The sequence below is a fragment of the Pseudomonas sp. FP818 genome (genome assembly GCF_030687335.1).
Lineage (GTDB): Bacteria > Pseudomonadota > Gammaproteobacteria > Pseudomonadales > Pseudomonadaceae > Aquipseudomonas > Aquipseudomonas shahriarae.
Genome location: NZ_CP117427.1, coordinates 3,788,593 through 3,802,188 on the forward strand (window position 1 = coordinate 3,788,593; position 13,596 = coordinate 3,802,188).

Sequence of the window (13,596 nt, forward strand, 5' to 3'; positions counted from 1 at the left end):
GCATGCATGGCCTGAATCTCTCGGCATTGGCGGTCAAGCACCGTGCCGTCACCCTGTTCCTGATCCTCGCAATCCTCGCTGCCGGGATTTTTTCCTTCGGTAAACTGGGGCGCGCCGAAGACCCGCTGTTCACCGTCAAAGTCATGACCATCACCGCCGCCTGGCCCGGCGCCACGGCCCAGGAGATGCAGGAGCAAGTGGCCGACCGCCTGGAAAAGCGCCTGCAGGAGCTGGACGACTACGACCGCGTCGAAACCATCGCCCAACCGGGGTTTGTGTCGATGCGCATGACCTTCCTCGAGTCCACGCGCCCCAATGAAATCCAGGACCTGTTCTACCAGACCCGCAAAAAACTCAGTGACGAAGCCGCCAAACTGCCCAAGGGCGTGATCGGGCCGTTCTTCAATGATGAATATTCCGATGTGTACTTCGCCCTATACGCCCTGGAAGCCGAACACCTGCCCCATCGCCAACAGGTGCAGATGGCCGAAGCAATGCGCCAGGACTTCCTCAGGCTGCCGGGGGTGAAGAAGGTCAATATCCTCGGCGAACAGGCGCAGCGGGTATTTGTCGAGTTCTCCTATGAGCGCCTGGCGACCCTGGGGATCAAGCCCGAGCAGATCTTCGCCGCCCTCGCCGCGCAAAACGCCGTGGCGCCGTCGGGGTTTGTCGAAACCGCCGGCGCCCGCGCTTATATCCGTATCGACGGCGCCGTTGACAGCCTGGCGCTGATCGAAAACGTGCCGCTGCCGGTGGACGGCAAAGTGCTGCGCATCGCCGATGTCGCCACCGTCAGCCGTGGCTATGAAGACCCGCCCAGCTACCGTATCCGCCACCAGGGCGACCCGGCCTTGATGCTGGGCATCATCATGGAAAAACACTGGAACGGCCTGGACCTGGACCAGAGCCTCAAGGCCCAGGAGGCTAAAATCCAGGCGGACCTGCCCCTGGGCGTCAACTTCGCAAAAGTCTCCGACCAGGCGAAAAACATCAGCCTGGCGGTGGATGAGTTCATGCTCAAATTCTTCGTCGCCCTGGCCGTGGTGATGGTCATCAGCCTGTTGGCCCTGGGTTTTCGCGTCGGTTTGGTAGTAGCGGCGGCGGTGCCGCTGACCTTGTCCATAGTGTTTGTGATCATGCTGCTGACCGGCCGCGAATTTGACCGCATCACCCTCGGCGCGCTGATCATTTCCCTGGGCCTGCTGGTGGACGACGCAATCATCGCCATTGAGATGATGGTGGTGAAACTCGAAGAAGGCTTCGACCGCATCCACGCCGCGACCTTTGCCTGGAGCGCCACTGCGGCGCCGATGCTGACCGGCACCCTGGTGACGATCATCGGCTTTCTGCCGGTGGGTTTTGCCCGTTCGGGTGCGGGCGAATATGCCGGCAATATCTTCTGGATCGTTGGCTTTGCCCTAATCGCTTCGTGGTTGGTGGCGGTGGTGTTTACCCCGTACCTGGGGGTCAAGCTGCTGCCCAATATCAAGCCGGTGCCCGGCGGCCACGACGCGATCTATGCCGGCCCCTGGTACCAGAAACTGCGCCACCTGGTGCAAACCTGCGTGCGCCGGCGCTGGCAGGTGACCGGGCTGGTGGTGTCGGCGTTTGTGCTGTGCGGGTTGGGTATGGGTGTGGTGAAGAAGCAGTTCTTCCCCAACTCCGACCGTTCCGAATTGATCCTGGAGGTGTATATGCCGCCGGGCAGTGCCTTCAAAAGCACCGAGGCGGTGGCGGCGCAGTTGGAAAAGGCGCTGCTGCAAGAGCCGCAGACGCGCATGGTCGACACCTATGTAGGCGGCGGTGCGCCACGGTTTTTCCTGTCGCTTAACCCTGAGTTGCCTGACCCGGCGTTCGCCAAACTGATCGTGCAAACCGCCGACGCCCATGCCCGCGATGCCTTGAAACGGCGCATGCGCGAGCGCATCGCCGACGGCGAATTCCCCGCCGCGCGGGTACGGGTCACGCAATTGCTGTTCGGCCCGCCGGTGCCCTTCCCGGTGGTGTTTCGCGTGTCCGGCCCCGACTTGAGCCTGTTGCGCAGCCTGTCCGAAGAGGTGCGCCAGGTGGTTGCCGCCAACCCTCTGACCAAGGACGCGTTCCTCGATTGGGGCGAACGCAGCAGCGCTTATCGCCTGGTGCTGGACCAGGATCGCCTGCGCCTGCTGGGCTTCACCCCCGACGAGGTGAAATCCCAACTCAACGCCCTGCTCAGCGGGAACCCGATCACCGAAGTACGCGAAGGCAACCGCACGGTGTCGGTGGTGGTCCGTGCCCAGGGCAGCCAGCGTGAAGACCTCGGCAACCTCGACAATATGACCCTGACCAACAGCGCCGGCGTGTCGCTGCCCCTGGCCCAGGTCGGGCATTTCCAGGCCGTGATGGAGGAACCTATCCTCAAGCGCCGCGACCGTACGACCACGGTTGAAGTGCGCGCCGACATCATCGACGGCGTGCAACCGCCCGACGTGGAGATGGCTGTCTACAAAGACCTGCAAGCGCTGATTGCACGATTGCCGGCCGGCTACCGCCTGGACATCGGCGGCCCGGTGGAAGAAAGCGCCAAGGCCAACGTGGCCCTGGCGGCACTGTTCCCGATCATGATCCTGCTGACCCTCACGGTGATCATGTTCCAGGTGCGCTCGTTCGGCGTGATGTTCATGGTCTTCGCCACCGCCCCGCTGGGCTTGATCGGCGCAGTGCCGACCTTGCTGCTGTTCAACCAACCGTTTGGCTTCAACGCGATCCTGGGGTTGATCGGGATTGGCGGGATCCTGATGCGCAACACCCTGATCTTCACCGACCAGATCCGCCAGAACCAGGAACAGGGCCTGGCCACCACCGAGGCGATTGTCGAAGCCACCGTACGCCGCGCACGGCCGGTGATACTGACTGCGCTGGCGGCGGCGTTGGCGTTTATTCCGCTGACCTTGTCGGTGTTCTGGTCGTCCCTGGCGTATGTGCTGATCGGCGGGGTGTTGGTGGGGACATTGTTGACGCTGCTGTTCTTGCCAGCGTTGTGCAGTTTGGTGCTGGGCCGGGACAAGGTGCGGGCGGCAATCTCCTAATGTGTCGGTTTGTGTGGGAGCGGGCTTGCCCGCGATGGCGGCGAATCAGTCAACCAAGATGCCGCCTGACACACCGCTATCGCGGGCAAGCCCGCTCCCACATCAACCCGGTGTCTACCGAGCGATTGATGGTGCTTTCAGATCAGCGCTTGGCCAGCTCCATAATCATCCGACTCAACAGATAAATCCGCGGCGCCACACTCTCCACCTCGGCGTACTCCTGCGCTGTATGGATATTGCCGCCGACAATCCCGAACCCGTCCAGCGTCGGGGTGCCGACGCCCGCCGACAGGCTGGCATCCGCCGCCCCGCCACTGCCTTCAATGGTCAGCTTGCGCCCAAGTTCGGCGTAGATGCCTTGGGCGATAGCCACCAACTTGTCAGACTCAGGCGTCTGCGGCATCGGCGGCAAACCCCGTTGCAGGCTAGTGGTGACCTGTGTTTCAGGAATCAGCTTATTGGCGGAAACCCGCGCCAGATCCTTCTCGATCCGATCAAACTCTTCCGGCAGCGCCGCCCGCACATCCGCCTTGGCCGTGGCCTGGTCGGGGATCACGTTGGTGCGATCGCCAGCCTTGAGCACGGTGAAGTTGATGGTGGTTTTTTTCTCGTCATCCCCAAGCTTGCCCAGTTGCAGGATCTGGTGGGCCGCCTCCATCGCCGCGTTACGCCCCAACTCCGGGGCAACCCCGGCGTGAGCGGCCTTGCCCTTGACCTCAACCACCGCTGTGGCACTGCCCTTGCGCCAGACCACCAGGCCATCGGCCGGACGACCGGGCTCCAGGTTCAAGGTGACATCGTGGGCCTTGGCGGTTTTGCGGATCAGTTCGGAGACGGCCTCGGAGCCGGTTTCTTCGCTGGCATCGAGCAGAAAGGTGATTTGCGCGTAGTCCGTGAAGTGCTGGTTTTTCAGCACTTTCAAGGCATAGATCCCGGCGACGATCCCGCCCTTGTCGTCCATCACCCCGGGGCCATAGGCACGGCCGTCCTTGATATGAAACGGCCGCTCGGCCGCCGAGCCTTCCTTGAACACCGTGTCCATATGCGCCATCAGCAGGATTTTCGCCTTGCCCGTGCCTTTGAGCGTGGCGATTACATGGCTGTTATTGGCTGCCGCGTCCGGCACCTGTTCGATGCTGAAACCCAGTTGTTTCAATTCATCGACGGCGATCTCGCGCACCTGGGTCAGGCCCGGCTCGTAGCCGGAACCCGAGTCGATATTCACCAGACGCTCCAACAGCTTCAAGGCCGGGGCCTTGTACTGCTCGGCATCGGCCTGGATCTGCGGGTGAGGCTGGGCGCTGAAAGCCGGCATGGCGATCCCCAGGGACAACCCCAGGGCAGCGGACAACAGCGTACGGGGGACGTTGAGAGTCATGAACAGATCCTTGTTTTTTATTGGAGAGGGTCTCTCACACCCTACCTGACAATGGCCACATTGTTCATCCGCAAACCGACAGGAGACTCTTCGTCAGGCCCCCCCGAAATATCCCACCCGACTGCCGGATAATCTCTACTTCCAAGCGTTAAAAACCGCTGCAAAGTCCCTCGCCTGATCACACAGCGCAAGGGACCGCCGATGTACTTTCCAATTGATGCCCCGGTCCTGGGGGCAACCTCTTGAATGCCGCCATTGGTTTTATGGTCCTGGCGGCCATGGACTTCAAAACGCGGGACGTCGAAGCGGTTCTCGCCGACTTCCGGCAATGCCTGAACACCTATGACGCCTGGGCCGAGAGTTTCTGGAGCTTTTCGGCGCTGGAGGTCGAGCAGGTCTTCAAGGTGGGCGATGAGGTGGCGCTGGTGGCGCCCATTGCGTCCAAAGCCCCCAGCAGCACCGTCGCGATGTGCAAGGCCAGTGGCTCGTTGACCCTGGTGCATATGTTCGAGAGCACACGTTTTGTGCCCATCGGCAACACCCCGGTGATGCTGCAAGCCATCCCCAAGAACGGTGGCCCGCTGGGCGACCCCCTTTACAAAACCATCGGCCCCAGCGGCATTCTCGAAGTCACCGACTGCACCCGCGACCAGCCGTATCGGATCACCTTCTACCCCAATGTTTCCAAAGCCCACGTCCAGGCGTTGTACGCGTCTTACCAGGCCATCATTGCGCCGCTGGAAAGCCAGTTGCGCAAAGACTGGAGCAGTACATTCGAACCTTTGTGGCAGGGCTACTCCGAAGCCAACTTTGTGCAGCGCTACCGCCTGCTGGACCAAGGCTATGCGCAGGGATTTGGCAACGCACTGCATGAGCTGTGGGACAACATCCAACAGCTGTATCAATGGCTAGCGGACCTCAAGCCCAACAGCGAAAAACTCCTGCACTACCTCTCCCAGGCCGAACTTGATGCCCTACTGGCGTTGAGCCAGGAAGCCATCGCCAATGGCCTGCTGATGCTCAGCGACGAGCCGCTGTTGTTTATCTACCTGTCGGCGCTGGTCAGCTGGATGCGCATGCTGCCGCCGCCGTACTTGAACGAACTGCTGGGGCAAATCACCGCCGAAGTGCTGATCAACCTGTTGCTGGTGTGGGTCACCGCCGGCATGGGCGTGACGGTGCGCCTGGGCGCGCAAGTGCTGGGCAAGATCAAGTCGGATCGGGTCCGCCAATGGCTCGAGCAGATGGCCCGGCCATTTGCGAAGACCGGCATGGAGCCCCATGCCGAGGCGCTCAGGCCGTTATTGCTGGGTAGCCCTGCAACGCCGATCAAGACGGTGCCCAGCGTGCCGCTGAAAGCCGGCGCAATGGAAGTAACCAATCCGGTGCCCCTGGTGCGGGAAAAATCCGCGCCCAAGACGGCCTTGGTCAAGCATGAGGCGGTCGACGACGCACCCTCCTCCGCGAAAAACCCCAACGGTGAGGCAAGCGCCAGCGCTGATAAAACCGCGACCCACGGTTGCCCGGTGTCCATGGTCACCGGCGAAGAACTGCTGACCCTGACCGATGGCGAACTGGATGGCGTGCTGCCATTTGCCTGGACACGCCTGTATCGCACCAGTGCCGTGGAGGTGGATTGCGGGTTGGGCTTTGGCTGGAGCCACTCGTTGGCGCAGCGGCTGGAGGTGGTCGGCGGGTCGGTGGTGTGGACGGACCATGAGAACCGCAGCACCACCTTTCCCCTGCCCTCCGTTGCCCGCCCGGCGATCAGCAATAGCCTGGCTGAAGCGGCGATTTATCTGGGGGCGACGCCGGATGAGCTGGTGCTGGCGCAGGGGGCACGCTTCTACCACTTTCACGACGGTGTGCTGACGGCGATCAGCGATGGGTATGACAACCGCCTGGGTATTTCCCGCGATGGCTTGGGGCGGATTCTGCGCCTGGATAACGGTGCCGGTCGCGCCTTGCTGTTGCGTTATGACCGCGGGCATATCGTGGCGCTGGACTACCAGGTGTTTCGCGTGGAAAGCGAATCGGATGACGCCTGGGTTACTGAGCAGAACGTTGTTTCCTACCGCTATGACGAACAGTGGCGACTGCTTGAGGCGATCAATGCCGTCGGCGAAAGCGAGCGCTATCAGTACGACAGCCTTGCGGTAATTACTGAGCGGCAGTTGGCCGGAGGGGCGAGTTTTTTCTGGGAGTGGGAACGGTCTGGCAAGGCGGCGCGCTGTGTGCGGCATTGGGCCAGTTTTGCGCAGATGGATACGCGCTATAGCTGGGACGACGGCCGCGTCACCCTGCTTAACGCCGATGGCAGCCAGGAAGTCTACGTGCATGACCCGCGGGCACGCCTGGTGCAGCGGGTTGATCCGGATGGCGGCGAGCATTTCAGGTCCTACGACGCACAGGGGCGGCTGACGGTTGAACAGGATCCCCTGGGCGCGATCACGGCCTATCAGTACGACGAGGCTGGGCGCTTGGTGGCGCTGTTTCCCGGGGATGACGAGCCCACGACCTACGAGTATGAGAATGGCTTCGTACGGGTTATGCGCCGGGGTGAGGCGGTCTGGAAGTACCAGCGTAATGATCAGGGCGCGATCACGCGCCAGACTGATCCAGCCGGCAATGTCACCGAGTACAGCTATGACAAGCGTGGCCAGCTTTTAGCGGTTTGGTACCCGGACCACAGCTGCCAGCGCCTGACGTGGAACGATCTTGGCCAGTTGATTGGGGAGCAACTGCCCAATGGCGGCGTGCGCCGTTATCGCTATGACGACCTGGGCCGGCAGATTGCCCGCGAGGATGAACATGGCGCCCTGACCCAGTATCACTGGGACGCGGTGGGTCGGCTGATCAAGGTGGTAATGCCGGGCGGCGCCACCCGCGAATTGAGCTACAACCCCTACGGAAAAATCACCGCCGAGCGCGATGAACTGGGGCGTGTGACCCGGTATGAATATGCCGATGGCTTGCACCTGATCAGTCGCCGGATCAACCCCGATGGCACGGCCCTGCGCTATCGCTACGACAACACTCGCCTGCTGCTGACCGAGATCGAAAACGAGGCAGGTGAGCGCTATCAACTGGAGTACCACGCCAACGGCCTGATCCAGCAGGAAACCGGCTTCGACGGCCAACGCACCGCCTACGTCTACGACCTCAACGGCCACCTGCAGGAAAAAACCGAGTTTGGCGACGATGACCGTCAGTTGGTTACCACCTACCAGCGCGATAACACCGGCCGCCTCGTCCGAAAAAACCTGCCCGATGGCAGCACGGTGGATTACACCTACGACCGCCTCGGCAATCTGCTTAGCGTCGACGACGGCCACTGGCCGCTGCAGTACGAATACGACGCGCAAAGCCGCCTGACCGCCGAGCACCAAGGCTGGGGCACCCTGCGTTATGGCTACGACCACTGCGGCCAACTCGAAACCCTGCGCCTGCCAGACAACAACCGCCTGACCTTCAACCACGACAAGGGCGGCCACCTTGCCACTGTCGACCTGAATGGCCGGACACTCAGCTCGCACCTGTTCAAAGCAGGCCGCGAACACCAGCGCCAGCAGGGCCAACTGCTGAGCCACTACCACTACGACGACCAGGGCCGCCTGGCCCAACACGAACACCGCCACGGCCTTCGCCGCTACACCTACGACAACAGCGGCAACCTCACCCGCCTGCTCGACACCCGCAAGGGCCAGCACGACTACCACTACGACCCCCTCGACCGCCTGACCCGCGCCGACCATTCCCAGGATCCCACCGAACGCTTCGCCCACGACCCGGCGAACAACCTGCTGATGCAAGACCGCCCAGGCCCCGGCATCGTCGTCGGCAACCGCCTGTTACTGCAAGGCGACCGGCATTACGACTACGACGCCTTCGGAAACCTCATACGCGAACGCCGTGGCCGCGCGCAGCAGTTAGTCACCGAATACCGCTACGACTGCCAGCACCGCCTGATCGGCGTGACGCAACCGGACGGCAGCCAGGCCAGTTATCGCTATGACCCATTTGGGCGGCGCATCAGCAAAACCGTGGCGGGCAAAACCACTGAGTTTTTCTGGCAAGGCGACAAAGTCATCGCCGAGCACACGGCGGGGCAGCATCGCAGCTATCTCTACGAGCCTGATAGCTTCAGGCCGCTGGCCTTGCTGGAAGGGTTTGGTCCGGCCAATACCCAGGCGTTCCACTACCAACTGGACCACCTGGGTACGCCCCAGGAGCTAACGAACACGGACGGCAAAATCGTCTGGTCAGCCCATTACCAAGCCTACGGAAAAATCACCCGGCTGGACGTGAGCACCGTCGATAACCCGCTGCGTTTTCAGGGGCAGTATTTCGACCGGGAAAGCGGGCTGCACTACAACCGGCATCGCTACTACAATCCGGATAACGGACGCTACCTGACGCCCGACCCGATGAAGTTGGCGGGTGGGGTGAACGGGTATTTGTATGTGCCCAATCCTACGGGGTGGGTGGATCCGTTGGGGTTGAATGCGTGTCCGGGCGAAAAAAAATGTGAGCCCGGATCTGAAGTCCAAAACCCGTCCGCCGATACGAAGACCGACGAGAGCGCTCCTTCCCTTCCAGCCCCCGCAACGAAAAAGCAATATCTTTACCGGGGAGACTCCAGGCATCCACGTAAAATCTTCAAAGAGGGGTTTAAGAGCAGAGGAAAAAGCACGGACCTACTCTTGCACTCGAGAGACAATATGGATCCACCAAGCAATTTTGTACCCACCTCGACTTCAAGGGACGTAGGTATAATATTTGCAACACGTTACGGATTAGAAGATGGCTTTTTGTACACTTTAAAAAAGATACCCGGCCGAGACGTCAACAAAGAACTAGGAATACTATCCGACTACAAAAGGGAAAAAGAAATAGCCATCCCCGACCGTATTCATCGAAAAGACATATTAGGTGCAACCCCAATAAACGAAGATGGCACATCCGCAAACTACAGCCTAATAAACCCTTATAGAAAGTAAATCATGAAAAATATAGAAATAAGCATACTCAATCGAGGCAACATTGAAAAAGCAAAAATAGAATACGATCGAAACACATGTGCGCTTTTTATAAGCTTTTCCGACCAAACAAAAAAAACGTACTCCGGACTGGATGTTTTTCGCTCATTTGGTTTGTTGCGAAAGGAATTTAGCGAAGTAAAATTTTTGTGCAAAGGCTCAAAAATCAATGTTTTCCCTTCTGCTATGTCATCTTCGATGTCTAGTGGCCTCGTAGCCTATGAAATGAAGTTAGGTGAGCCTGAACCAGAGATGGTGCGTATATTCGATTACGAAGAACATGACCTGACTAACGATATCGAGGAACAAATTGAATTTCGCGTGCGCTGGGGAGACTCGCTAAGATAATCAGAACAGATCTATTTAGGAGTCCAAAATATTACAAAAAACCAACTAATAACCACTATTGATGCTCATTGATAAAGTCGATATGCCCTTACCGGGGAGGGTGATGGATTTAACACCGCAGCAACTGAGGCAAACACGATCCCTGTGGCGAGCGGACTTCCCACAAAAAAGCAGTACCAAGATTCCCCAAGGCCCTTCAAACCGACCGCACCCACCCTCCCTGCATCGACCGCACCCGATTGCGCCCGCCGCTTTTGGCCTCATACAACGCCTGGTCGGCGTCATTCAGCCAACTGGTCGCGTCGTCGTGGGAGGCTTGGTACGGTGCCAGGCCGATGCTCAGGCTGGCGCGCAGGGTGGGGTCCTGGGCGTATCCCAGGGAGCTGAAGCGGTCGCGCAGGGCGTCCATTACTTCGGTGGCGTGGCCCAGGGGCATGTCCGGCAGGATCACGCAAAATTCATCGCCGCCGTAACGCCCGGCCAGGTCAGTGGCGCGCAGGTTCTGACGCAGGATCTTGCTCAACTGGCGTAGCACGATATCGCCGGTGACGTGGCCGTAGGTGTCGTTGATGGTCTTGAAATGGTCGATATCAATCAACGCAATGGCGGCCCCCTGCTGGCCGCCCCGGCAGCGGGCGAATTCGATTTCCAGCTGGTCTTTCCACGCGCCGTGGTTAAGCAACCCGGACAGGCTGTCGGTGCGGCTCAGGGCCAGGAGTTCGCGTTTATGCCGGGCCAGGGTGATGGCCTGGCGATAACAGATCCAGCCCAGGACCAGCGGATAGAGCATCAGGATCGGCAAGCAGGCGTAGAGTTGGGCGGGCGTGGTCAGGGCGATATAGGCCGGGGCGAACAGCAGCAGCGCCACCCCGATGCCCAGTGCTTGGGCCACCCACCCCATCACCATAAATCGGAGGCCACCGATGGCGACGTTGTTCATGGTCATCATCGACAGGGTGGTGACGCTGGGCAGCGGGTTGAAGTGCATGGCAGCGACCCAGAAGCCGCCACAAAACGAGTCCACCAACAGGTGGCGGCGCTCGGCGCGCAGGGAGTTTTCGGCGCGGCGCGCCATTTGGTAGGCCAGGTGCGGCCAGGCGAAGGCGTTGATCAGCATCCAGGCCCAGACCCAGCCAGGCGGGTCCAGTGGGTACATGCCGGCCGATACACAGACAAAGCCGAGCGTCAGCCCCAGGGTCCGAGATTTGTACAGGCGTTTGGCGAGCGGAAGTCCTTTTCCTCCTGCGGCTGACATGATCTGGCTGATCCTGGATGAATGCTGAAAGTCTATCAGGGCAAAGGCAAATAGCCAGTACCGCTCAGACAGTTACTGCAGACGCCAATCGCCTTGCCAAACCCTTGACGCCAGCGGACTAGCTGGAGAAACCCCGGGCCAACAACATCGCCACCGCCAGCAGCAATACTGCCGTGACCTTCTGCAACAGCACGCGTTTGCGCGGCGACTCGAGCACATGCTTGATGCGTTGGCCGAAGTAGCAATACAGGCAGCCGCTGGCGAATTGCAGGATCAGGAATGTCAGGCCGAGGATGGCGATGTCACCGGCGGCGCTGTCCTGCCCGACGGCGGCAAACTGCGGGAACACGGCGCTGAACAGGATGATTGCCTTGGGGTTGGACAGGCCGGTCAGCAAGCCCTTGCCGAACAGGCCGCGGGGCGTCTCCGGCCCGTGCCCGGCGGCGGTGATCTGCACGCCGCTGCTGGTCCACTGCTTGTAGGCCAGGTACAAAATATAGGCCACGCCCACCAGTTGGATGCCCTGGGTAATCAGCGGGTAGCCCTTGATCAGCTCGGAAAAGCCCACGGCAAAGACCAGGATCGAAATCAGGTACGACACGCTGGCGCCGAACTGGGCCGGCAAGGAGTGCCGCAGGCCGTCCTTGAGACCCAGGCTCAGCAGCAGCAAGGTCATCGGGCCGGGGCTGAACGCCAGGGTGCTGCACAACACCAGGAAATACAGAAAGGAAGACAGCGTAAGGGCGGTGACCATGGTGGGTAATTTCGCGGCGGGGAGGAATGTTGCGCAGTCTAGGGCGCGAATTCCGTGTCGGGCAGGTAAACTCGGCGGTTATTCACGCAGGCTTTACCGGCAAAGTGACCGGCAAACTTCAGGACGTCGCGATGGCCCTTCCGCAGATCCACTTTCATGAGCACGCCCCCAAGGTCCAGCAGATCGTCGAGGCATTCGCCCGTGCCATCGAACAAGGCGAATTGGCCGCTGGCAGCAAACTGCCGTCGGTGCGTGAGCTGGGAGCGCAGTTTGGTGTCGGAAAATTCACCATCAATGAAGCCCTGGACCGTCTGCGCGGCCAACATCTGCTGACCTCGCGCCAAGGCCGTGGGCACTTTGTGGCCCAGCGCCAGACGCAGCCGTCGTCGAGCAACTGGGTGGACCTGCTGCCCCAGGATTTGCTCAGTGTGCTGCGCCGCCCCATGCTGACCGGCCAGGGCGAACTACGCCCCGGTGGCGGGCATCTGCCCGAAGACTGGCTCGACTCCGAGGCCATGCGCCAGGCCCTGCGCAGTGTGGTGCGGGCCCCTTCCCTGCGGGTTGCCGGCATGGGCACGCCAGCGGGTTTCCTGCCCCTGCGCCAGGCCCTGCAACAAAAACTGCAGGGCGATGGCCTGGCAGTGCCGGTGGAACAGATCATCACCACGCCCAGCACCCTGCAAGGCCTGGACATGTTGATGCGCCTGCTGGCGCGCCCCGGTGACACAGTGCTGCTGGATGCGCCGTGCTATTTCAACTTCCACGCCAACCTGGCACTGCACGGGGTCAAGGTGCTGACACTACCGCGCGGCCCGGACGGGCTCGACCTGGCGGCCCTGGAGCAGTTGCTCGCCGAGGCCCGGCCCAGCCTGTATGTGACCACCAGCATCCTGCACAACCCCACCGGCCATTCCTTCAGTGCAGCCCAGGCCTTTGGCTTGCTGCAACTGATGCGTCAGTATCACTGCCATATCATCGAAGACGACCTCTACGGCGACCTGCACCCCAACCCGCCGCCCCGCCTGGCAGCACTTGCCGGGTTGGAGCAGGTGACCTACCTGTCGGGCTTCTCGAAAACCCTCAGCGCCAATACCCGGATGAGCTATGTGGTGGCCGCACCGCAACTGGCGGCCAACCTGACCAATATGAAGTTGATGAGCGGCGGCGTGACCTCGGAGCTGTTCGAGCAACTGGTCTACCGCCTGCTCAGCGAGGGCAGCTATGCGCGGCACCGCAAGCGCATGGTCCAGCGCCTACTGGAAGCCGGTGCGCGGGTGGAACAGTGGTTGCGCCGCTGTGGCTGTGAGCTGCCCATGGGGTATGAGGCCGGGATGTTTCTCTGGGCGCGTCTGCCGGCCGGGGTTAACGCTGAACAATTGGCCGAGGCCGGGCTCAAGCGCGGCATGGTGTTGGCGCCGGGGGCGTTGTTTGGGTATGAGTCGGGGATGGGCGAGTTTATGCGTTTCAATGTGGCGCACTGTGACGATCCACGGGTCCGGCAAGCGATCGAGCCATTGTTGCGCTGATCCAGTGTGGGAGCGGGCTTGCTCGCGAAGACGTCGGCCCAGCAAACATTGATGTTGACTGACCTACTGCTTTCGCGAGCAAGCCCGCTCCCACAGGGGATCTGCGCTTAACTGACGGGCATTAGGGCTTGCCGGCTCCCACAGTCGTGACAATTGAGTGCACACAAAAACGCAACACTGCACCGCTTCGAATGTGATGGTCGCTGCCCCCCAGGGTTTATATAGTCG

7 protein-coding genes are annotated in these 13,596 nt (G+C 60.9%); 4 read left to right on the forward strand and 3 right to left on the reverse strand.

Annotated elements, in window-relative coordinates:
- Positions 1–2: 2 nt before the first annotated feature.
- Positions 3–3,068: an efflux RND transporter permease subunit gene (locus PSH80_RS17035; RefSeq protein ID WP_305417636.1), complete on the forward strand. Its 3,066-nt coding sequence runs from the start codon at positions 3–5 to the stop codon at positions 3,066–3,068.
- Positions 3,069–3,210: 142 nt separating this feature from the next.
- Here the strand turns inward: PSH80_RS17035 and PSH80_RS17040 are convergent, their stop codons facing one another.
- Entirely contained in the window at positions 3,211–4,446 is a 1,236-nt protein-coding gene (locus PSH80_RS17040; RefSeq protein ID WP_220172395.1) for a M20/M25/M40 family metallo-hydrolase, read from the reverse strand.
- Positions 4,447–4,724: 278 nt separating this feature from the next.
- Here PSH80_RS17040 and PSH80_RS17045 point away from each other — a divergent pair, with 278 nt between their 5' ends.
- Together PSH80_RS17045 and PSH80_RS17050 are read left to right on the forward strand one after the other, a co-directional pair.
- On the forward strand, positions 4,725–9,446 hold the full coding sequence (locus PSH80_RS17045; protein WP_305420617.1) for an RHS repeat-associated core domain-containing protein: 4,722 nt from the start codon (positions 4,725–4,727) through the stop codon (positions 9,444–9,446).
- Between the two features lie 3 nt (positions 9,447–9,449).
- Positions 9,450–9,833, forward strand: a complete 384-nt coding sequence (locus PSH80_RS17050) for a hypothetical protein (protein WP_305417638.1) — start codon at positions 9,450–9,452, stop codon at positions 9,831–9,833.
- Between the two features lie 196 nt (positions 9,834–10,029).
- Here the strand turns inward: PSH80_RS17050 and PSH80_RS17055 are convergent, their stop codons facing one another.
- On the reverse strand, positions 10,030–11,088 hold the full coding sequence (locus PSH80_RS17055) for a diguanylate cyclase (RefSeq protein WP_169990048.1): 1,059 nt from the start codon (positions 11,086–11,088) through the stop codon (positions 10,030–10,032).
- A 118-nt stretch (positions 11,089–11,206) separates the two neighbouring features.
- Positions 11,207–11,842, reverse strand: coding sequence for a LysE family translocator (locus PSH80_RS17060; protein WP_057441594.1), 636 nt, complete (start codon positions 11,840–11,842; stop codon positions 11,207–11,209).
- 131 nt (positions 11,843–11,973) lie between these two features.
- Between PSH80_RS17060 and PSH80_RS17065 the strand changes: the two genes are divergently transcribed.
- Entirely contained in the window at positions 11,974–13,368 is a 1,395-nt protein-coding gene (locus PSH80_RS17065) for a PLP-dependent aminotransferase family protein (protein ID WP_169990069.1), read from the forward strand.
- The last annotated feature ends 228 nt before the right edge of the window (positions 13,369–13,596 follow it).

Excerpts from the sequence above, each read along its gene's own strand:
- PSH80_RS17035 (WP_305417636.1), top strand. The coding sequence starts at position 3 with ATGCATGGCCTGAATCTCTCGGCATTGGCGGTCAAGCACCGTGCCGTC.
- PSH80_RS17040 (WP_220172395.1), bottom strand. The coding sequence starts at position 4,446 with ATGACTCTCAACGTCCCCCGTACGCTGTTGTCCGCTGCCCTGGGGTTG.
- PSH80_RS17045 (WP_305420617.1), top strand. The coding sequence starts at position 4,725 with ATGGACTTCAAAACGCGGGACGTCGAAGCGGTTCTCGCCGACTTCCGG.
- PSH80_RS17050 (WP_305417638.1), top strand. The coding sequence starts at position 9,450 with ATGAAAAATATAGAAATAAGCATACTCAATCGAGGCAACATTGAAAAA.
- PSH80_RS17055 (WP_169990048.1), bottom strand. The coding sequence starts at position 11,088 with ATGTCAGCCGCAGGAGGAAAAGGACTTCCGCTCGCCAAACGCCTGTAC.
- PSH80_RS17060 (WP_057441594.1), bottom strand. The coding sequence starts at position 11,842 with ATGGTCACCGCCCTTACGCTGTCTTCCTTTCTGTATTTCCTGGTGTTG.
- PSH80_RS17065 (WP_169990069.1), top strand. The coding sequence starts at position 11,974 with ATGGCCCTTCCGCAGATCCACTTTCATGAGCACGCCCCCAAGGTCCAG.